The sequence below is a fragment of the Amycolatopsis sp. GA6-003 genome (assembly GCF_046267895.1).
GTDB lineage: Bacteria > Actinomycetota > Actinomycetes > Mycobacteriales > Pseudonocardiaceae > Amycolatopsis.
The window spans coordinates 934918-954671 of record NZ_CP176499.1 but is presented as its reverse complement, the minus strand read 5'-3'; the positions used below and the strand labels follow the sequence as shown (position 1 = coordinate 954671).

At 68.8% G+C, this 19754-nt stretch carries 17 protein-coding genes; 13 read left to right on the top strand and 4 right to left on the bottom strand.

Annotated elements, in window-relative coordinates; translation table 11 throughout:
* Positions 1-238 precede the first annotated feature (238 nt).
* From F9C12_RS04490 to F9C12_RS04475, 4 genes are read left to right on the top strand one after another with little or no spacing between them, the layout of a single operon-like run.
* Positions 239-1801 (top strand): hypothetical protein, encoded by a 1563-nt coding sequence (locus F9C12_RS04490; RefSeq protein WP_409464864.1) that lies wholly within the window; start codon positions 239-241, stop codon positions 1799-1801.
* Positions 1798-2529, top strand: coding sequence for a hypothetical protein (locus tag F9C12_RS04485; RefSeq protein WP_409464863.1), 732 nt, complete (start codon positions 1798-1800; stop codon positions 2527-2529). Before F9C12_RS04490 ends, F9C12_RS04485 begins: the two co-directional genes overlap by 4 nt.
* On the top strand, positions 2526-7010 hold the full coding sequence (locus tag F9C12_RS04480; protein ID WP_409464862.1) for a hypothetical protein: 4485 nt from the start codon (positions 2526-2528) through the stop codon (positions 7008-7010). The genes F9C12_RS04485 and F9C12_RS04480 overlap by 4 nt, the downstream gene beginning before the upstream one ends.
* Entirely contained in the window at positions 7007-8056 is a 1050-nt protein-coding gene (locus F9C12_RS04475; protein ID WP_409464861.1) for a hypothetical protein, read from the top strand. Before F9C12_RS04480 ends, F9C12_RS04475 begins: the two co-directional genes overlap by 4 nt.
* 280 nt (positions 8057-8336) lie before the next feature.
* Here the strand turns inward: F9C12_RS04475 and F9C12_RS04470 are convergent, their stop codons facing one another.
* The gene (locus F9C12_RS04470; RefSeq protein ID WP_409464860.1) at positions 8337-8561 is read right to left on the bottom strand and encodes a hypothetical protein; all 225 of its coding nucleotides are present in this window, start codon (positions 8559-8561) and stop codon (positions 8337-8339) included.
* Positions 8562-8659: 98 nt separating this feature from the next.
* Between F9C12_RS04470 and F9C12_RS04465 the strand changes: the two genes are divergently transcribed.
* On the top strand, positions 8660-9901 hold the full coding sequence (locus F9C12_RS04465; RefSeq protein WP_409464859.1) for a hypothetical protein: 1242 nt from the start codon (positions 8660-8662) through the stop codon (positions 9899-9901).
* A 198-nt stretch (positions 9902-10099) separates the two neighbouring features.
* On the opposite strand, the gene F9C12_RS04460 is transcribed toward F9C12_RS04465, so the two are convergent.
* Positions 10100-11425 carry an APC family permease gene (locus tag F9C12_RS04460; protein ID WP_409464858.1) on the bottom strand — a complete coding sequence of 442 codons (1326 nt, stop codon included), beginning with the start codon at positions 11423-11425 and terminating at the stop codon, positions 10100-10102.
* Positions 11422-12297, bottom strand: a complete 876-nt coding sequence (locus tag F9C12_RS04455) for a carbon-nitrogen hydrolase family protein (protein WP_409464857.1) — start codon at positions 12295-12297, stop codon at positions 11422-11424. The genes F9C12_RS04460 and F9C12_RS04455 overlap by 4 nt, the downstream gene beginning before the upstream one ends.
* A 75-nt stretch (positions 12298-12372) precedes the next feature.
* Between F9C12_RS04455 and F9C12_RS04450 the strand changes: the two genes are divergently transcribed.
* The 7 genes from F9C12_RS04450 (at position 12373) to F9C12_RS04420 (ending at position 18731) form a co-directional block, all read left to right on the top strand.
* A complete protein-coding gene (locus F9C12_RS04450) occupies positions 12373-13077 on the top strand; it encodes a FadR/GntR family transcriptional regulator (RefSeq protein WP_409464856.1) in 705 nt (234 codons plus the stop codon).
* Positions 13078-13151: 74 nt separating this feature from the next.
* Positions 13152-13799 (top strand): TetR/AcrR family transcriptional regulator, encoded by a 648-nt coding sequence (locus F9C12_RS04445; RefSeq protein WP_409466964.1) that lies wholly within the window; start codon positions 13152-13154, stop codon positions 13797-13799.
* Between the two features lie 223 nt (positions 13800-14022).
* Positions 14023-15213 carry a lipid-transfer protein gene (locus F9C12_RS04440; RefSeq protein WP_409464855.1) on the top strand — a complete coding sequence of 397 codons (1191 nt, stop codon included), beginning with the start codon at positions 14023-14025 and terminating at the stop codon, positions 15211-15213.
* A 38-nt stretch (positions 15214-15251) separates the two neighbouring features.
* The gene (locus F9C12_RS04435; protein WP_409464854.1) at positions 15252-15683 is read left to right on the top strand and encodes an SRPBCC family protein; all 432 of its coding nucleotides are present in this window, start codon (positions 15252-15254) and stop codon (positions 15681-15683) included.
* 2 nt (positions 15684-15685) lie between these two features.
* On the top strand, positions 15686-16549 hold the full coding sequence (locus tag F9C12_RS04430; protein WP_409464853.1) for a MaoC/PaaZ C-terminal domain-containing protein: 864 nt from the start codon (positions 15686-15688) through the stop codon (positions 16547-16549).
* Positions 16550-16585: 36 nt separating this feature from the next.
* A complete protein-coding gene (locus tag F9C12_RS04425; protein ID WP_409464852.1) occupies positions 16586-17464 on the top strand; it encodes an SDR family oxidoreductase in 879 nt (292 codons plus the stop codon).
* Positions 17465-17489: 25 nt separating this feature from the next.
* Positions 17490-18731 (top strand): acyl-CoA dehydrogenase family protein, encoded by a 1242-nt coding sequence (locus tag F9C12_RS04420; RefSeq protein ID WP_409464851.1) that lies wholly within the window; start codon positions 17490-17492, stop codon positions 18729-18731.
* Positions 18732-18895: 164 nt separating this feature from the next.
* Here the strand turns inward: F9C12_RS04420 and F9C12_RS04415 are convergent, their stop codons facing one another.
* The gene (locus F9C12_RS04415) at positions 18896-19384 is read right to left on the bottom strand and encodes a MarR family winged helix-turn-helix transcriptional regulator (protein WP_409464850.1); all 489 of its coding nucleotides are present in this window, start codon (positions 19382-19384) and stop codon (positions 18896-18898) included.
* Between the two features lie 81 nt (positions 19385-19465).
* Here F9C12_RS04415 and F9C12_RS04410 point away from each other — a divergent pair, with 81 nt between their 5' ends.
* Positions 19466-19729, top strand: a complete 264-nt coding sequence (locus F9C12_RS04410) for a hypothetical protein (protein WP_409464849.1) — start codon at positions 19466-19468, stop codon at positions 19727-19729.
* The last annotated feature ends 25 nt before the right edge of the window (positions 19730-19754 follow it).

Genomic DNA, 19754 nt, shown 5'->3' with positions numbered 1-19754 from the left:
CCGGTGCTGTCTGCCGCCGTCATCCATGTCAGCTTCGCTGACCGGTTCGACCGGTTGCATGCCACGGCGCTCAAGCAAGCGCTGCCGTCCGTGTGCGGCGAGCGCAGGCGGGCCGCGCTACGACAGTCAGGTGATTTCGCCGTGCGGAACGCAATACCAGTTGCCGGTTAGCGACCTTCTGAGCAGATTGAGCGGGTGCCCGGCCTGGGGAGGTCCGGGCAGGGCGGAGGGCTTGCCGATGTCGTCGCTGACCGAGTCGTGGGAGCTGCCGCCGGACGGCTGGGAACCGCTGATCCCGACGGACGACGAGTCGATCACCCGGCGGCGGCGTGCACTGGCTCCGATCCAGGTGCTCACCGACATCGAGCGCACCAAAGGCGCGTTGGACGGCACCTACTGGGACCGCTACGACCTGTTCACGATCTCGCTGGCGGTGATCGACCAGGTCGCGCTGGCGATGGGGATCTCGGCAGGCCGCACCTGGGAAGAGGCCCTCGGCTACGCGACCGCCCAAGCCGCCCGGCAGGCACCGGACGCCGACGAGGCCGAATGGGCGTCGGTGGCGGAACGAGTGCTCGTTTCACTGGTCACGACGGACGTCGAAGTCGTCAAACACCTCGTGCACACCGCGGCCGGGCCGGCGTGGCGGAACCAGCGGTTCCGGCTGCTCTACCTCCATCCGACCGGCAGCGAGGGGATCGAGCACCTCCGCGCGTCGGAACAGGCGATCAACATCTTCGTCGAGGCGCTCGACGTCGACATCGAGGCCGCGCAGATCGCCAACGAGGCACAGCTCAACGCCTTGATCGCGCGGGGCGCGGTGGAATCTGCGGTGCAGATCGCCAAGCTCGCCCGGTACCGGTCGATCCAGTACCAGGAGCGCATCCGGCGGATCGTCGCCGACACGCTGATCGATCCGGACGTCCACGACTGGCTCGGCGAGGTGCCCGTGCTGCTGCGGGAGGCGCTCGACCACGTCAAGGACCGGCTCGACGCCGAGTCGGCGCTGCTCGACGCGGTCGCGGACCGCCGCGCGGAGCTGGAGGACCAGACGAAGCTCGACGCTGCCAACCAGCTGATCGAAATCCTCCGCGAGTGCCGCCGTCGGCACGACGACCTGCACCGCCACTTGATCAGTGCCCGCAGCCGGTTGCGGGAGGCGTTGGACGACCGGTTCCGCCGCGCGCCTCGGACAGCGCGGCGATTCGACCTCGGCACCGACTTGCTGATGCCCTATCTCGCGCGCAGTACTGCCGTCGCCGCCACGGCGGCCGATCGCATGGTGGCCGTCTGCGGCGGGTTGCCGGTTCGCTGGTGGCCGTCGCTCACGACGCTGACGGACGAGCTGTGCACGCCAGTGCCGCCGCCGCGGCCCGGAGAGGAGTACCAGCCGCCCGAGTTCGTCGATGACCCAGGCCGCGAATGGTGGGAGCCCTATGAGGACACCGTGGAAGCGGTGCTCTCGGGTGTGGACGATCCGGTCCGGCTGTCCCAGCTGCTCGCGCGGGCCGATCGAATCGCCGACGAGGCCGGTGCCGACCCCGAGGAACCGCCGCTGGACGCGGGCCTGCTGGCCGCGGCGATCGTGCACGCCGCGCACCGCGCCTGGGCGGCTCGCCTTGCGGGTCGCTCGGCCGGCGACCGGGTCGTGGTCGCGGTCGCCACCGGGACCAGGATCGACAGCGGCGGGATCCGCGCCGACGACCTGCTGCTCGTGCCCGGAGAAGTGCTGACGGACATCAGCGAGCCGATCGAGGGGCGGCATCCCCGTTCGGACGCGGGAGAGGAACTGGCCGAATGAGGTCCGCCGCCGACGACATCGACATCGGGAAGTTCTTCGCCTGGGCCGCCCGGCCCCGGGAAACCCCGGCCCGCAGCGAGGAACTGCATCGCATCGTGCGCCGGTATCTCGACGAGCCCGATTTCGCGTCGGCAGTGGACCACGTGTTCTCCGGCGCGGGGCTGGACCTGCGCGTCGACGGCAGGGACGGCATCGTGGTCACGGCCCGGCACCATTCGCTGCTCCGCCTGACTGCGGGCGACATCATCAAACGCGCCCAACCGTCGCATCGGTCCGTGATCGGCGCGGTACTGCTGGCGGTGGCCCGCACCGCCTACCCGGAACCGGGGATGGTCGACGACCCCGACCGGGTCGCCGTGTTCACCACCCAGTCCGTCGTGGACATGCTGGACCGGACGGCACAGCGGCTGGCCGACGAGTCCGGCTCGGACAGCGATGTCGACGACGACTTGGTCGAGGGCTGGCGGCGGTGGCTGGACCTGCCGCAGGCGCGGCCCAACGCGCGCCGCCGATCGGCCGGGGACCGGCCCGGTGCCGTCAACCGGATCTGCAAGCTGCTCGTCGAATCCGGCTATCTGAACGCGAGGGGAGACACCGACGGCGGCACCTGGACGGCGCGGCCGGCGTTCCGCCACGCGGTCGCCGCCCTCGCCGAGGACTCGGATCTCTACGCGCTGGTCAACGATCTGCCCGAACCGATCGGACTCGACCCGGCGGACCCGGCATGACCGAAACGTTGTTCCCGCTCCCCGACGATCCGCCTGTCCTGCCGGTGCCGCCGCTGCGGCTGCGACGGGTCAAGCTCTGCGGTGTCGGCCCGGAGGGAGCCCGCTTCGACCCGCTGGATCTCGACTTCACGACCCGCGAAGGCGCGGCGGCGCGAGTTCTGCTCTCGCTGACCAACACCGGCGGCAAGTCGACCCTGATCACCTTGGTGTGCAGCCTGATCGTGCCCGCCGCGCGCGCTCAGGTCGGCGGAAAGGTGCTCGGCGACTACGTCCTCACCGGCGACACGTCGCACATCGTGTGCGAGTGGGAGGACGCCACGACTGGCAAGCGCACGGTCACCGGCGCGGTGATGGAGTGGAAGGACGGCAGGCGCCAACCCCCGCACTCGTCCCGTTCGACGAGCAATCTCTTCCGTTCCTGGTACCTGTTCACGACCGGACCGGAGCTGCCCGGACTCGACGACCTGCCGTTCTTCGACGGCGATCGCCGACAGCCTTACCGCGCGTTCTGCGCCGCTGTGGACGACCTGATCGCGCAGCATCCCGGTGCGCAGGGCGTGATCACCGACATTCAGCAGAAGTGGACGAAGGCGCTCGAAGAACGGACGAGTGTCGATCCCACGCTGTTCGGCTACCAGATGCGCATGAACGATTCCGAAGCCGGCGCGGAGAAACTGCTCGCGTCCTTCGATTCGCCGGACAACGTGGTGCGCTTCTTCGTGGCCGCGCTGAACGACCAACGCGAGCTGGAGACATTCACGGCCAGCCTGGAGGAATACGCCGTACTGGCCGCGCAACGGACCGATTTGGAAGCGATTGCCGCCTTCGGCGAGGAGATCGCGCCGCTGGTCGAACTCGTCGCGGACCGCAGCATCGACGCGGATGCGGCCGCAGGCGCTGCGCGGCGAGCGAACGCTCGGGGCGGCGAGCACGCTGCCGCCTTGGACAACCGGATCAAACAAGACGAAGCGTCCCTGGTCGCGCTCACCAAGGAGGCGGAGGCGGCCGGTGCCGAGGCCAATCGTGCGCGCCAGGCGTACGGGAGGATCAGCGACATCCGCCAGCAGCTGCTGCTCGAAGAAGCCCGGGTACGAGTGGAAGCCGCTGGTGCGGCGGTCGAGGAAGCGCGTGCCGAGGCGGACCAGGCGGAGCGGGACGAATTGGCTTGGCGAGCGGTCGACGCGGTGATCGATCTCGAGACCGAACGGAAGGCGAGCGAGGCCGCTGAACGCGCCTACGAGGCGGCGGACAAGGGGCTCGACTCGCTGCGCGCGGCGGTCGGCGAGGCTGCCGCGCGGACCGCGGGCCGTCTCGACGCGCTGGCGATCGAGGCGGCCCAGCTGGCGGAGTCGGCGGACGCGGCCGCTCAGTCCGCGAAGGAGCGCGGGCAGGAAGCCGCTGACCTGCTCGGCGACCTTGCTGTTCGGCTTGAGCGCATCAAGCACGAGCTGAACCTGATCAAGCAGTCTCGGGAGGAGGCCGAACGGCAGGTCGCTGCGGCAGTGGCCGCTGGCTGGCTCGCCGACGGCGAATCCCCGGCGGCGGCCGTGCGCCGTTGGCAGGACGCCCGGAGCGAGGCGTCGCAGGCGGCTGGCCGGGCCGATGCTGAAGCCGAATCAGCGGATCGGACGGCAGAGCGACAGACAGGCGAGATCGAGGAGCTGGACCGCGAACTGGTGGGCCTCCGCTCGTCGGCACAGCGCAGCGAGACGAAGCTTGCCGACTTCGACGAGGATCTGGCCGGCGTCGGCGATGACGAAACTGTGGTGCAGTTGGTCGGAGGCCGCCCCAGGGACGGAGCGGAGCTGGCCCGCGCCGGGCAGATGGCGGACGAGTCCGCTCGCCGCGCCGACGAAAGGGCCGCGGGGCATTCCGAGCGTGCCCGGGCCGCGACCGAAGAGCTGGCGCTGATCGACGAAGCGGGGATCGCGCCCGCCGGACAGGACGCGCTGGCCGTGCTGAAGCGGCTGACCGACGCCCGGATCGGGGCGTCGACCGGCTTGAGCTGGATCGAGCGCAACATCGCGAACCCAGAGCGCCGTGCGGCGTACATCGCGGACCGCCCCGGATTGGCCGGCGGTGTGGTCGTCAGCGATCCGAACCGATTCGACGACGGGATCGCGGTCTTGACCGCGCAGCCGGTGCACACCAAGACGCCGGTCACCGTCCAGCTCGCTCCGTCCTTTGTCGACGATTTCCGGCACGAGGACGTCGTCCGGTGTCACGTCGTCGTCCCGCACCGCGCTACGTGGGATCGGGAGTGGGCGGCGGAGTCCAGGCAGGAGTTGGAGCGCACCGCCGAGTCGGAAGGAACAGCTGCGCGGGACGCGGCCGAGGCGGCGCGGCGGTATCGCGTCGCCTCGGCGCGGTGCACGGACTTCGGCCGGCGCTGGGGCCAGACCTCGCGGGACGAACTCGAGCACGCCTCCGACGTTGCGGCACAGGCCGTCTCGGAGACGGATGCGCGTCGCGAAACCTTGGTGGGGAACCGCGATCAGCAACTGCGCAAGGCCCGAACAGCCCGCGCGGAAAGCGCGGCCCAGCGCATGGCCGGTCTGGAAGCGGACCGCCACGTCGAACAGGCGTCGGCCCTCGCTGACGCGGTGGAGGAGGTCGAAGCGGCGGTCGCGCAGCTGCCGGGACTCAACAGCCGGCGCACGCGCTTCCTCGCGGACGAACAGAGTGCGAAAGCGACGATCCAGACCTCATCCGGACTTTTCGCCGAGCAGACCCAGAAGGCCGCGGACGCGCGCAGCGCGGCTGACGCCTACCACCGGGAGCGCGGACAACTCGGCGTCGACGAAGCGGCCCCGGACCCCGGCGGGAACTTGCAGGTGCTTCGGAACGCCTGGCAATCCTTGCAAATTGAGCTGGCCAGCGCCGAGCAGGGGATGGTCGAGGCCGAGGCGCTGAACCGCGCACGGCTGAGGGTCGGGCAAGCCGTGGAGCGAACCCGCCGGTTCGCCGCTGAGGTGCTTTCCGCCGCGCGAGAGCTGGCGGCCACTAGCGAGGCGTCGTCGCCCGCGAGCCGGACTGGAGCCCAGAACCGGGCCCGGACGGCGTTCGACGCCAAGCGGACTGCGCTGGCCTTGGCGGCTGTCGAGCGGGCTCAGGCGCACAAAGCGCTGGCCGAGGCGCGCCCGGCGGCATCGGACCACCAGAATTTCATCGACCTTGCCGGGACGGAGTGGTTCCCCGCGGCACCGCGCGAGATCCCCGGTCTGCTCGAACGGCTCGAGGTCCGCAACGCCGAACTGCGCCGGGCGCGCGACGAAGCGGAAACCGTCGAGAAGGAAGCTCAGGAGTTCGTCAAGGCGGTCTCCGAGGACATCGAGTCATTGCGGGACATCGCGGAATTGTGGACCGCGGCGCGGCTGCCGACTCCGCGCGTGTTCGAAGGCACCAAGACGATGGCCCGGGACCAGATGCGGGTGTGCCTGAAGGAGAAGGCCGACGCGGATCACGACGCGCAGGAAACCAGCGGGCGGTTGCGCGCTGCCGTCGTCGCCACGCGCAACAGTGCGATGAACGCCCGCTGGTCGACGTTGGAGGCAGCGGCGGCGATCCGGGTGCGGTCCCTGCAGGAGGCCGATCTGGTCGCGGAGGCGGAGCTGCTGGCGAAGCGGATCCGGGCGATGGCCGAGTCCGCCGCCGCCGACTTGGGCGAGCTCGATCAGCATCGGGGCATGCTGCGGGACAGTTTGCTCTCGCTGTGCCGTGACCAGCGCCGGATGCTGCGCGAGGTGTCGCGCTATTCGAAGCTGCCCGGCGGGCTCGGCGACCTTTCGCATCAGGCGGCGCTCAAGATCGGGTTCGACGACGCTCCCGACGAGGAAGCAGCGGCCCGGTTGGCGAGCCGGATCGACAGCTGGTCGGTCGAACTGGGCGAGAACCCGAAGCGGGCAAAGTCGTCCGACGTCCGCGCGCGGTGGCTTTCGGACGCGGTGCGCGACACCGTGCACGACCGGGTCCGGGCCGGTGCGTGGTCGATCGAGATCCTCAAGCCGTCGATCGACGGCCGGGTCCGGTACTGCCCGCCGGACCGGATCCCGATCGAGTTCTCCGGCGGCCAGGTGCTCACCTTGGCGGTCCTGGTGTACTGCGCGCTTTCCCGCGTACGGTCGGCCCACCGGCTGGGCGGCCCGCGGCCGGCCGGGACGCTGCTCCTGGACAACCCGTTCGGCGCGGCGTCGGCGGAAGCGCTGATCCAGATGCAGCACCGGCTCGCGGCCCACTCCGGGGTCCAGCTCGTGTGCGCGACCGGCTTGCACGATCCGGCCGTGGACGCCGCTTTCACCGGAGACGGGTCGGTCATCGTCAAGCTGCGCAACGACGGCGACCTCCGCCGCAACCTGTCGTACCTCCAGCTTCGCGCCACGGTCGTGGACGGGGTGGACGTCGTCGAGTCGATCACTCGCGGACGTGACCGCGGTTCGCCGCGCAACTGGGTCGACGCGACGCACTACGAGGCGGGCCGATGATCGTGCGACCGTCCGAGATCGAGTCCTTGCGGAACGCGATACTCGGAACGAACTCGGTGAAAATCGAGTTGGGCCGGCTTTGGCGGCTGTGGAACGACGCCGCACCGCGGTTCACCGGCGATCCGGACCAAGCCGCCGCACTGCACCACGCGCTGCAGAAGCTGTCCGACTCCGCGGTGCTCGAGTTCCCCAAGCAAGCCTGGGACCGCTCGACCGTGCCGGCTTTGCCTCGCCACGTCATCGTGCCGGCCGCGCGGCGTGCAGCCAACGGACGAGCCTGGATGACGTTCCCGTGGCGCCGCCAGCTGGGTTGGGTCTCGTCGCTGCCCACGCTGCCTCCCGCTCTGTTCGACGATCTGACCGTGCTCAACGACTGGTTCGGCCGGGTCGTCGTGGAAGACCTCCCGGTGGTGCCGGTCCGTTACCGCTCCGGCGAGATCTTTGCCCGGGAGAAACGGCTCGACGAGTTGGAGCGGACCACGCTGTTCGGCCCTGGCCGGCTGAATCTTGCGATGCTGGCCTGCCGGCGGCTCGCGCCTCCGGTTCCGGCCGCGGTCGTGGGAACCGGTCCGGACGTGCTCGTCGTGGAGAACAGCGATACCTATTGGGTGGCGGTGGAACAGCTCCGCGGCAGCGCGGAGCACGGCATCGGTGCCGTTGTCTGGGGCTCCGGCAAGACCTTTCCAGCGCAAGTCCCTTCGCTCGCGGTCGACGTGGCCGGACAAGGGCCGCTGCGCGGGATTGCTTGGTACTGGGGCGATTACGACCCGATCGGAACCGCTACGGCAGTGGCCGCGGCCCGCGCGGCCGACGGGATCGAGGTCCGCCCGGCCAGGGGATTGTGGGCGGAGATGGCCCGGGTCCCCGTGCAGGAAGCGGGCACTCTCGACTGGTCGGCGGCGGTCGGCGAGGAGTGGCTGGGGCCGGAGGTATGGGCGCAGCTGTCCTACGTCCGGGCCGCGGGCGGTCGGGTCGCGCAGGAACTGGTCCCGGTGGAAGCCGTTGCCGCGTGGGTCGCCAGTCTCTCGGCGAGTGCACGCGGCTAGGCAATTCCCCGTCGGCAGGAGCGGTCAGTTCCGAAGTGGTCAGGATCGGACGGTGCCGGGTAATAGCGGGCAGTGTCTTTTCGCCTCGCCTCGTCGCGGACGCGCGTGGTGCTGTGGGTCGAGGAGTCGGGTGCCGAGAACGTACAGCGAGCGGTACTGGGCAGCGTACTTCTGGAACGTGAATGCGTGCCCAGACCTCGGGCGGGCTCATCCGAGTATTCGAAGATCTTGCTGGCCGGGACTGTCGCCCCGGCCAGCAAGATCTGTCTGATGACGCGGGTCAGTGGACGCGTGGGTCGTCCGTGCCGCCTTCACTGCTGATGGTGATGTTCACGATGTACACCTCCTTTGTGGAGTACCCCGGCAGGTCTGGCCACGCGCACCGGCACCTGCACCATACGAGCAAGATAGCCATGACCAGCAGTTGCATCCATGCGTGGATGCTGCCGGACGTGGCGCTGCCGGCAAGACCGGTCAGTTCGCAGTCGAGCAGTGGGTGGTTCATGGCGCTCCTTTCTGGTCTTGCGGACCGCTTTGCAGCATTCGCGAGTGCCGTGGCTATGACGTGGCCATTTCGTGGCCAACCGCAGGGAGGAGAGGCCGATGTTGATCAGGCTGCTGGGACAGCCCGCCGTGATGCAGAAGTACGGAGAACTGAAGGTCCTGCCTCGGCGGGTCGGCGAGGCGGTGGCAGTCCTCGCGACGAGGCGCGGGCAGAGGACAAGCACCCGGCAGTTGCCAGAGCTGTTGTTCCCCGGCGTGCCGCCAGAAAAGGCGGACTGGCGCACACTCTTGAAGAAGGCCCGGAAGGAACTGCCAGCAGGGACCTTGCCGGATGCCTACGGCGGCGCGGCCCGGTTGATTGTCGAGCCGGACGAAGTCGACTGCCTGCGTTTCGCGGACCTCGTGCACAAGGCCGAGCATGAACAGGGAGGTGCCCGTGCTCGGCTGTTGCTGGAGGCGTTGGCATTGTGGACGGACGACGTGCCATTCGAAGGATCCGAGCTCCGGTGCCTGGACGAGGAACGCGCCAAACTGGAACGCCACCGGGCCGACGCGCACTGCTCATTGGTGGAGGCGTTGATCGCGGACCACCAGCTCGGTGTTGCTTGGACGCACGCGCGGAGCGCCCCGCCCGAATGCATGGATTCTGAGCGGTTCCTCGCGGCGCTGGCAGCCTTGCTGGCTGAGCGGGGCGAGATGCTCGAGCTGAGGTCACTGATCCCCGGTTACGAGCAGCGAACGGCCGCCCCGGCGAGCCGGGCGCTCCGCGAACACGTCGATCGCTTGCTGGCCGAAGGATTCTCCTCGCAGAAGTTGCAGGCTATCCGCATGGGGCCAGGCGTGCCGAGGGAGCTGCCGCACGGGCGCGCCGAGCTGACTGATCGGGAAACAGAACTTAGGGTGCTCGTCGATCGTCTTTCACGAAGGGGCGGCATCACTGTCGTATACGGGCAACCAAAAATATCAGTCTGTGTACTAGTCGGCGTGGCAGCTCGTGTAGAGGCTCGCCTGGAGCGTCGTCGAATACCGTGGAGCAGAGCCAGCGTCGGCGACCGCCGCGTTCACGGGCATCTGGTCGCCCGCCTGGCCCAGCCTGTGCCGGCGTCCCGGCTGCATGCCGATCGTCGGCGCGACAACGGCCCGGTTCCTGGCTCGCGCAGTTCCCGGCTGGTGGTTCTTCGTCGGTGCCGAGTGGTCGCCGCTGTGTTCCCTGATGTCACATTCGGCATGCGGGCGTCGTCCTGGAGTCGTGCGGGCGATCAGGCCGAGGACGGTCGCAGGCCGCGTGTGCTGATCCGGCCCGACCGTGAAGTCAGAGAAGCGAAGGGGACAGCGTCATGAAGTCCGTCATCGTGTGCACCTCCGTGTCGCACGGCAACACCACCCGAACTCACGGGTCGTCGTTCCCGGACACACCGAGATTTCGGATCATCTACCTGAATCCTCAGACGTTCCCCATTGGTTAACGCACGAGGGGCCGGGATGCGGTGATTTCGGGGAATGCCGTCCGGGTCAGTTCGCGAGGGCGGTTTTCCGGAGCTACTCTTCGAAGGTCATCTCCGGCGGCGGACGGCGAAATCCGCGGGTGATCGCGGCCAGCACCACGATTCCGATGCCCAGCCACGCCAGGCCGAAGACCAGCGCGATGCCGTCCAGGTTGACCAGCAGCCACAGGTCCACCGCGGCGCCGATCACCGGGAAGACCAGCCAGCTCAGCGTCCGCTTCCCGGAACGGTCGCGCAGCCAGGTCGCGAGCACGCTCAGGTTGACGAACGTGAACGCGGTGAACGCGCCGAAATTGATGAACGAGGTCGACGTGCTCACGTCCAGCGCCAGCGCCGCCAGCCCGACCGCTCCGGTGAGCAGGATCCCGAAGGCCGGGGTCGCGAACCGCGGGTGGAGTTTGCCGAAAACGCGCGGCAGCACGCCGTCGCGGCCCATGGCGAACATCAGCCGCGACGCGCTGGCCTGCGCCGCGATCCCGGACGCGAACTGCGCGACCACCAGCCCGGCCAGGAAGACCGACGCGAACAGGTCGCCGCCGATCGTGGTGGCGATTTCGAAGGCCGCCGAGGATTCGTCGGCGAACGCGCTGCCCGGGTGCGCCAGCTGGGTGAAATAGGCGAGGGCCACGAAGATCCCGCCGCCGATCAGCGCGGTGAGCAGGATCGCCCGGGGGATCGTCCGCTGCGGTTCGGTGGTTTCCTCGGTCAGCGTCGTCACGGCGTCGAAGCCGAGAAAAGAGTACGTCGCCAATGCCGCGCCGCCGGAGATCGTGCCCAGCGTGCTGCCCGCGTGGAAGAACGGCTGCGTGCTCGCCAGCGCCTCGCCGGAGTGCAGCACGTGCCTGATCGACAGCGCGACGAAGAAGCCGATCACCAGCAGCTGGAACGCCATCAGCACGAAGTTGGCCTTTTCGGCGACCTTGATGCCGAGCACGTTGAGCAGCGTGGTCAGGACGATGAAAGCGATCAGCCAGACCCAGCCCGGCACTCCGGGGAATTCGGCCGACAGGTAGGCGCCGCCGATCAGCCAGATCACCATCGGCAGGAAGAAGTAGTCGAGCAGCACCGCCCAGCCGACGAGGAAACCGGCACGCGCGTCGATGGCTTTCCGGACGTAGGTGTAGGCCGAGCCGGCGACCGGGTGCGCGGCCGCCATCTTCCCGTAGCTCGCGGCGGTGAACAGCATCGCGACGAGGGCGAGCAGGTAGGCCGACGGCACCGTGCCCGCGGTGGTCGTCGCGACGATGCCGAACGTGCCGAGCACGATCAGCGGGGCCATGTAGGCGAGGCCGAACAGGACGACGCCGGGAAGGCCGAGCCGGCGCCGCAGCGCGGCCGGGGCGGTGGACGGGGCGGTCATCGGTCGTCTTCTCCTCGGGGGCGCCAGCGGTCCGGGTGGATGCGGCCCTGGTAGAGCGGCAGTCGCAGCGGGGCGTCGGAGGGACGGAACTGCGCCCACATCCGGTTGGTCCCCGCAGTGCCCTCGCGGCGGACGCGGGGCACGTCGTCGAGGTCGATCGTGTGCGCGAGGACGCCTTCGGCCGCGCCGGGCAACGCGGCCAGGACCTCGCCCTCGGGCCCGACGAGGACACTGTCGCCGCGGCCGAACGGCCCGGCGGTGTTCACGCTCGCGACGAAGACCTGGTTGACGATGGCGTTCGCCCGGGCGAGCACGAGTTCCTGCGCGCGGTCCGGGGTGGTCGTCTGCACGGGGTTGAGCACCACCTCGGCGCCCAGCCAGGCGAGGTGCCGGGCGACTTCGGGAAACCAGGCGTCGTAACAGATCGAGAAGCCGATCCGCCCGGTGCCGGGCAGGTCGGCGACGACGAAGCGGTCGCCGGGGTCGTACGGCTCGTGGGGCCGCCAGGGGAAGATCTTGCGGTACCAGCCGGCCAGTTCCCCGCCGGGGGAGAAGAGCAGGGCGGTGTTGAACAGTTCGCCGCGGTCGCCGGCCTCGCACACCGTGCCCGGCGCGAGCCAGATCCCGAGATCGCCGGCCAGCTCGGCGAGTTCCCGGGTCCGGGGGCCGTGCAGCGGCTCGGCGGTTTCGCGGAGCCGCCGGGTGCGGTCGTCGCCTTCGCCGTCGACGCCGCAGAGGTGCAGTTCGGGGAAAGCGGCCAGGCGGGTGTCCGGGAACCGGTTCAGGACGGCCTCGACCTCGCCGGAGAACCCGGGGGTTCCGGCGGGCCGGGGCGGCGCCTGGGCGAGGGCGATCGGCAGTGGTCGCGGCATGGACGGAAAATAGACCATCTTGAGCACTTATACAAGAGTGCTCACGATGAGCAATTTGTGCGGTAAGGTCGTTCCATGACCACGGCAGACCTCAATTCCCTTGCGGCGACCGGGATCCGGCGGCTGTCCGCTTTGGACACGGTCCGGGCGCGGATCGCGCTCGCGGTGGAGCTGGGCCTGCTGGCGCCGGGGGAGCGGCTGCCGTCGAACGCGGAGATCGCGCGGGCGCTGGACGTCGCGGAGATCACCGTGCGGCGGGCGCTGGAATCCCTGGCCGAGGACGGCGTGATCGAACGCCGTCGCGGCCGGGGCGGCGGCACGCTGGTGGCCGAACACCCGCCGGCGCGGCGGGTGCGGGAGGTGGGCGCGTATCGGGCGTCGGCCGCCGAGGTGCGGGAGCTGATCGACCACCGGCTGGTGCTGGAGTCCGGGCTGGCGCAGCTGGCGGCGACCCGGTCGCCGGACATCCCCGGCTTGCGGGCGTTGGTGGCCCGGATGCGGGAGGCGGCAGGCTGGGCCGAGTTCCACGAGCTGGACACGGAGTTCCATCGCGCGGTGGCGGCGCCGGGCCCGGCCGCGGCGGTGCGGCAGTACGAGGTCGTGCTGAGGGAACTGCACCGGTTCTACCTGCCGTACCCGATGGCGAAACTGCGCGAGTCCAACCGGGAGCACGCGAGACTGGTGGACGCGCTGGAAGCGGGGCGTCCGGAAGCGGCGGCCCGCGTCGTGCGCGCCCATGTGGGCCGCCTGCACGAGACGATGTTCGTGGGCCTGGAATGACCCCGGCCGCCGGTGCGCGCTCGTTCCCGTCCGGCGCGGACCGGACGGATTGCTAGGCTGCCCGAGTGTCGGTCATGCAGAATCGCCCCAGTCGCCGTACGCAGGAAGAGCGTACTGCGGCGACGCGGCAGCGCCTGCTGGAATCGACGATCGACTGCCTGGTGGAATACGGCTACGCGGGGACCACGACGACGCGGGTCGCCGAACTCGCCGGGGTCACGCGAGGCGCGCAGGTGCACCACTTCCGCACCAAGAACGACCTGGTGACCGCCGCCGTCCGGCACCTCGCGGTCAAACGGTCCAACGCCGCGCTGGAGCAGGTGGACCGGCTGCGCGGGGCGGACGACGTCCTCGACGCGGCGCTCGACCTGCTCTGGGACACCCATCAGGGCCCGATTTTCGCGGCCACGGCGGAACTCTGGACGGCCGCGCGCACCGACCCGGACCTGCGGGCCAAGATGCGCCAGGTGGAGCCGATGGTCGACGCCGCGCTCCTGAGCTTCGGCGCGGAACTGGTGCCGGGCTTCGCCGACCATCCGCAGTTCCTGCACTGGGCCTACACCGCGATGGACACCGTGCGCGGAATCCTGATGGGCAGCAGTGTGGTCGGCGACGCCCAGCTCGACCAGCGGTGGCGGCGGGCGAAGGCGCATCTCAAGATCGTCGGCGAACAAGTGCTCTCCGCCGCCGGAGTGACGCTCGTGCGCGAGTCCGCCGAATAGCCTCGGTCTCGCGAGGGGTCGCCGCCGACTGACCCAACTTACCTGCAATCTTGTTTGTAAGTTGAGACCCACAACATCCCTTCTGCGCTGGCGTTTAGCTACCGTGCCCCGATCTGGGTGCACTGTCTGGTCTTGATAAATACAGGACGGCATGTATGTTTGTGCCGTGGACAGCGTCGCGGCCCGCGGCTGTCCGGTGGGCAGGCGACGAGGAGGTCCGCGGGTGGCGAACAAGGTGTACGTCGTCGGCGTCGGCATGACGAAGTTCGAGAAGCCGGGCAGTCGCCCGGACTGGGATTACCCGCAGATGGCGAAGGAGTCCGGCACCAACGCCCTCGCCGACGCCGGGATCTCCTACGACCTGGTCGAACAGGCCTACGCCGGGTACGTCTACGGCGAATCCACCTCCGGCCAGCGCGCGCTCTACGAACTGGGGATGACCGGCCTCCCGGTGGTCAACGTCAACAACAACTGCTCGACCGGTTCGACCGCGCTCTACCTCGCCGCGCAGGCGGTGAAGAGCGGCCAGGCGGACTGCGCGCTGGCGCTCGGTTTCGAGAAGATGCAGCCGGGTTCCCTCGGCTCGACGTTCAACGACCGGGAACAGCCGCTGGGCAACCACATGCAGGCCCTCGCCGAGATTTCCGAGGTGCTCTTCCCTCCCGCGCCGTGGATGTTCGGCGCGGCCGGCCGCGAGCACATGAAGCAGTACGGCACCACGGCCGAGCACTTCGCGAAAATCGGCGAGAAGAACCATCGGCATTCGGTGCACAATCCGTACGCGCAGTTCCAGGACGAGTACACCCTCGACGACATCAAGAACTCGCGCGTGGTCTACGACCCGCTGACCAAATTGCAGTGTTCCCCGACCTCCGACGGCTCGGGCGCGGCGGTGTTGGCCAGTGAGTCCTTTGTGGACAAGCACGGGCTCTCCGGCCAGGCGGTGGAGATCGTCGGCCAGGCGATGACGACCGATTTCCGCTCCACTTTCGACGGCACGGCCAAGAACATCGTCGGCTACGACATGAGCGCTCAGGCCGCGCGCAAGGTGTACGAGCAGTCGGGGCTCGGTGCCGCCGACTTTCAAGTCATCGAATTGCACGACTGCTTTTCCGCCAACGAATTGCTGACCTACGAAGCACTCGGGCTCTGCGGCGAAGGCGAGGCCGGGCACCTGATCGACAACGCCGAGACGACCTACGGCGGCAAATGGGTGGTGAACCCGTCGGGCGGCCTGATCTCCAAAGGACACCCGCTCGGCGCGACCGGTCTCGCGCAGTGCGCCGAACTCACCTGGCAGCTCCGCGGCACCGCGGGCGCCCGCCAGGTCGACGGCGTCACCGCGGCGCTGCAGCACAACATCGGCCTCGGCGGTGCCGCCGTGGTCACCGCCTACCAACGCGCCGAACGCTGAACCACGCGCATTTTCCCGCCAGCAATCAGGAGGAACCCATGGGTCAGGTCAACGCCGTCGCCGAACTCGCCGCCCCGCCGGAGCGGGTCTGGGCCGAATTCTCGAACCCCCGGAATTTCGAGCACTGGCTGACCATTCACAGCAAGTGGAAGGGCGAGGTGCCCGCCGAGTTCAGCAAGGGCGCCCAGGCGACCCAGGTGGTCACCATGCTCGGCATGCCGAACACCATCACGTGGACGGTCGACGAATACGACGCGCCGAACCGGCTGGTCATTTCCGGAGTTGGCATGGCGGGGGTCAAATGCACTTTCACCCTCTCCGTCGAGCCCGAGGGCAGCGGGTCCAAGGCATCGATCGCCGCCGGATTCGAAGGACAGATGATCGTCGGCGCGATGGGCAAGGCCGTGGAAAAGGACGCCAAGAAACAGCTCGACGATTCGCTGGGCAAGTTCGCCGTGCTGGTCGGCTGACCATGGCCGACACCGCACTCCGGTTCGACCGGAACGGGCTGGACACCTGGACCGGGGAAACCTCCTTCGAGGTCACCCGGGAACGGCTGGCCGAGTACGCCGAGGCGACCAACGACCCCATCCCCGCCCATCGCGCCGGGGACATCGCCAGCCCGGTGTTCGCGATCGTCCCGGTGTTCCAGTCGCTGCTGGAACCGGCGCTGGAAGTGGTGCCGACCGCGCTGCTCGGCAAAGTGCTGCACGGCGAACAGGACTTCCGCTTCCACCGCCCGATCCGGCCCGGTGATCAGCTGTCCGCCAAGGGAAAGATGACGGGCTGGAAAGGGTTGAGCAACGGCACCGCCGCCTGTGTCTACCTGGAAACCCGCGACCACGACGGTGTTCTGGTCAACGAGCAGTACGTGACCTTTTTCGTCCGCGGTTTCGACACCGGCGACACCGTCGGCACGCCGCCGCCGGAGCACCGGTTCGACGAGTCCCTGCGCGGGCGGGAGCCGGTCGCCGTCCGGACCCAGCACCTCGACGAGGACCAGACTTTCCGGTACGGCCCGGCCGCCGGCGACCCGATGCCGATCCATCTGGACGAGGAGGTCGCGAAGGCCGCCGGGCTGCCGGGGATCATCGCGCACGGCCTGTGCACGCTGGCCTTCGCTTCCTGGGCGGTGCTGACCGAGGTCGGCGGCTCGGACACCAGCCGGCTGAAACGGCTCGCGGTGCGCTTCGCCAAACCAGTGCTGCCCGGCCAGGACATCACCACTCGCGTCTGGAAAGCCGGGTCGGCCGACGGCGTGACCTCTTATGCCTACGAGACCACTGTGGGCGAGACCGTCGTGCTCAAGGACGGCCTCGCCGAGCTGGCGGACTGACCGCGCGGAAATCCATGCGCACCAAGGAGAATCACCATGGGACAACTGGACGGACGGGTAGCCGTCATCACCGGCGCGGGGCGCGGCATCGGTCGGGAGCACGCGCTGTTGTTCGCCAGCGAGGGAGCGAGCGTCGTCGTCAACGACCTGGGCGGCGCCAATGACGGAGCCGGTTCCGACGCGGGCCCGGCCCAGCAGGTGGTCGAAGAGATCACCGCGGCTGGCGGAAAAGCCGTTGCCAGCACCGAAAACGTCGCCTCCTGGGATGGCGCGAAGGCGCTGATCGAGCAGGCGGTGGCCGAATTCGGCAAGGTGGACGTGGTGGTCAACAACGCGGGCATCCTGCGCGACGCGTTCGTGGCCGGGATGACCGAAGCGCACTGGGATTCGGTCATCAACGTGCACCTCAAGGGACACGCGGCTGTATTGCACCACGCGGCGGCGTACTGGAAGGCGCGGTCGAAGGCGGGCGAGCAGGTCGCCGGGTCGGTGATCAACACAGCGTCGGCGTCCGGGGTCACCGTGCCGAATGCGGGACAGGCGAACTACGGCGCCGCGAAAGCCGGAATCGCCGCGCTCACCCTGGTCGCCGCCGAAGAACTGGAGCGCTACGGCGTGCGGGTCAACGCGATCGCGCCGATCGCCCGCACCCGGCTCACTCTCGCGACGCCGGGAATGGGCGCGATTTTCGCTCAGGAGGTGCCCGAGGGAGAGTTCGACGCCTTCTCCCCGGCCAACATCGCTCCGCTGGTCGCCTATCTGGCCACCGAAAAGTGCCCGCACTCCGGCCAGGTTTTCGCCGTGCAGGGCGGTTGCATCCAGAAACTCCAGGGGTGGACCGTCGCCGAGACGACCGAGACCGACCAGCCGTGGACACTGTCCGAAGTAGAGTCCCGGCTCGCCGGCTGGGCCTGAATTCCCTTTCTCGCTGGAGAACTCCATGATCGAGTGGTCCGAGACAGATATCCTGATCCGCGATGCTGTCCGCGAGTTCGTGGACAAGGAGATCCGCCCGCGCGCGGACGAGCTGGAATCCGGTGAACTCCCGCCCTACGACCTCATCCGGAAACTGTTCGCCAGCTTCGGCATCGACGCCATGGCGCGGGAAGGCATCGCGAAACTGCTGGAAAGCCAGCGGCGGAAGGAAACCGCGCTCGCGGCGGGCGAGGCGAAACCGTCCGGCCGGAAGAGCGCGTTCGGCGGGCAGGAAGCGATGGCGGTGATCGCCGCGAGCGAACTGGCCGGAGTCAGTCTCGGGCTGGTCGCCTCGATCGGTGTCAGCCTCGGCCTCACCGCGCAGACGATCCTGGCGAAAGGCACCCTGGCGCAAAAGGAACGCTGGCTGCCGAAGCTGGCCACGTTCGAGCACGTCGGAGCCTGGGCGATCACCGAACCAGACTCCGGCTCCGACGCGTTCGGCGGCATGAAGACCTCCGTCCGGCGTGACGGCGACGGCTACCTTCTCAACGGGCAGAAGACCTTCATCACCAACGGCCCCTTCGCGGACGTCATCGTGGTCTACGCCAAGCTGGACGAGGGCGACGGCACCGAACCGCGCGCCCGCAAGGTGCTGACCTTCGTGCTGGACAAGGGAATGGACGGCCTGACCCAGGGAAAGCCGTTCAAGAAGATGGGAATGATGTCGTCGCCCACCGGTGAACTGTTCTTCGACAACGTCAAACTCGGCCGGGACCGGCTCCTCGGCGAGAAAGAACCCGACGGCGACAGCAGGGACGAAGTCAAATCCGGTTTCGCACTGGAACGCATCGGCGTGGCGGCTCTGGCACTGGGCATCATCAACGAATGCCGCCGGCTGTGCGTGGACTACGCGAAGAACCGCACCCTCTGGGACCAGGAGATCGGCCGCTTCCAGCTCGTCCAGCTCAAGCTGGCGAAAATGGAGATCGCCCGGGTCAACGTGCAGAACATGGTGTTCGCCGGCCTGGAGAAAATGCGCGAGGGCAAGGAAATCACGTTAGCCGAAGCCTCCGCGATGAAGCTCTACTCCTCCGAAGCGGCGACCGACGTGGCGATGGAAGCCGTGCAACTCTTCGGCGGCAACGGCTACATGGCCGATTACCGGGTCGAGCAACTGGCCCGGGACGCGAAATCACTGATGATTTACGCGGGCAGCAACGAGATCCAGGTGACCCATATCGCCAAGGCGCTGCTGGGCTGGTGAGCACGAGCGGGCAAGGCTGCCGGGACGGTCGCTGAACGCCCCTCGAACACGCCCGGACACCTACGCGGAACCTTTGGCGTCTTGCCCGCGATCGCTCTCCGGCAGCCCGTGCTCGTCGACTGCCTGCCGTTGGTGCCGATGGGCGAAGTCCTGGGCAGGCTTCGTCAGGTTTCAGCCGGTTCGTCGTCTCCGGCAGCCGGTGTGCCGACGAGGTTCTGCACGACCTGGTCGAAGTCCTGCGCGAAGGCGTGAATCCGGCTGGGCGACCAGCCCGGGAGAGCCTCCAGCACGAGATCGTTGAGCCGGGCGCGCAGGGTTTGGATGCAGCGTTCGCCCTCCGCGGTCAGCTGGAGCACGGTGGCTCGCAGATCGTGGGGGCTGGGTTGCCTGGTCAGCAGGCCTGCCGCCTGCAGCCGGGAGGCGTAACGGGTCGTCACAGTGCGGTCGAGACCGATCTGGTCCGCGAGCTCGCTGGCGGACGACGGCCCGATCCGGGCGAGGCCGGAGAGCACTGGGTAAGTCCACCGGTCGATGCCAGTGTGTCCCTCGAGAAGCGTGTCGTAGAGGTGCATCCGGTTCGCGCGCAGCAGCAGGGTGCCGATCGCCGAGGCGATGCGCTGCGCGTCGGCGTGCGCCGGTTTGTCCTGTGACATGTCCACGATTTTACGTGCGCCGTGCACGCACATGCGCTAGGGTCAACTGCGTGCACGGTGCACGCATATTCAGGAGGAGACATGCCGAAGCCGATCCGCCCCGAAGACGTCCTGCCCGACGGCGTCGACCGCACCACCCTGGGCGGCCTTGATGTCCGCAAAGGCGCCGTCGCGGCGTTCGTGGCCAATGTGAAGCAGCTTGAGCAGGCCGAACCGGGAGGCGCCGAGCACGAGCAGATCGTCGACCAGCTCAAGCAGCTGGTCCCGACCTTGCGGGCAGTGGGCGTGCTGGACGTGTTCCAGCCCCGCTCGGATGCGGTGGCCCAGCTCATTGACGCGGTGTAGGCGTCCCGCTTCCCGCAACGGCTGT

Excerpts from the sequence above, each read along its gene's own strand:
- F9C12_RS04465 (WP_409464859.1), top strand. The coding sequence starts at position 8,660 with ATGTTGATCAGGCTGCTGGGACAGCCCGCCGTGATGCAGAAGTACGGA.
- F9C12_RS04485 (WP_409464863.1), top strand. The coding sequence starts at position 1,798 with ATGAGGTCCGCCGCCGACGACATCGACATCGGGAAGTTCTTCGCCTGG.
- F9C12_RS04420 (WP_409464851.1), top strand. The coding sequence starts at position 17,490 with ATGATCGAGTGGTCCGAGACAGATATCCTGATCCGCGATGCTGTCCGC.
- F9C12_RS04410 (WP_409464849.1), top strand. The coding sequence starts at position 19,466 with ATGCCGAAGCCGATCCGCCCCGAAGACGTCCTGCCCGACGGCGTCGAC.
- F9C12_RS04450 (WP_409464856.1), top strand. The coding sequence starts at position 12,373 with ATGACCACGGCAGACCTCAATTCCCTTGCGGCGACCGGGATCCGGCGG.
- F9C12_RS04425 (WP_409464852.1), top strand. The coding sequence starts at position 16,586 with ATGGGACAACTGGACGGACGGGTAGCCGTCATCACCGGCGCGGGGCGC.
- F9C12_RS04470 (WP_409464860.1), bottom strand. The coding sequence starts at position 8,561 with ATGAACCACCCACTGCTCGACTGCGAACTGACCGGTCTTGCCGGCAGC.
- F9C12_RS04475 (WP_409464861.1), top strand. The coding sequence starts at position 7,007 with ATGATCGTGCGACCGTCCGAGATCGAGTCCTTGCGGAACGCGATACTC.
- F9C12_RS04445 (WP_409466964.1), top strand. The coding sequence starts at position 13,152 with ATGCAGAATCGCCCCAGTCGCCGTACGCAGGAAGAGCGTACTGCGGCG.
- F9C12_RS04415 (WP_409464850.1), bottom strand. The coding sequence starts at position 19,384 with ATGTCACAGGACAAACCGGCGCACGCCGACGCGCAGCGCATCGCCTCG.
- F9C12_RS04455 (WP_409464857.1), bottom strand. The coding sequence starts at position 12,297 with ATGCCGCGACCACTGCCGATCGCCCTCGCCCAGGCGCCGCCCCGGCCC.
- F9C12_RS04430 (WP_409464853.1), top strand. The coding sequence starts at position 15,686 with ATGGCCGACACCGCACTCCGGTTCGACCGGAACGGGCTGGACACCTGG.
- F9C12_RS04480 (WP_409464862.1), top strand. The coding sequence starts at position 2,526 with ATGACCGAAACGTTGTTCCCGCTCCCCGACGATCCGCCTGTCCTGCCG.
- F9C12_RS04490 (WP_409464864.1), top strand. The coding sequence starts at position 239 with ATGTCGTCGCTGACCGAGTCGTGGGAGCTGCCGCCGGACGGCTGGGAA.
- F9C12_RS04435 (WP_409464854.1), top strand. The coding sequence starts at position 15,252 with ATGGGTCAGGTCAACGCCGTCGCCGAACTCGCCGCCCCGCCGGAGCGG.
- F9C12_RS04460 (WP_409464858.1), bottom strand. The coding sequence starts at position 11,425 with ATGACCGCCCCGTCCACCGCCCCGGCCGCGCTGCGGCGCCGGCTCGGC.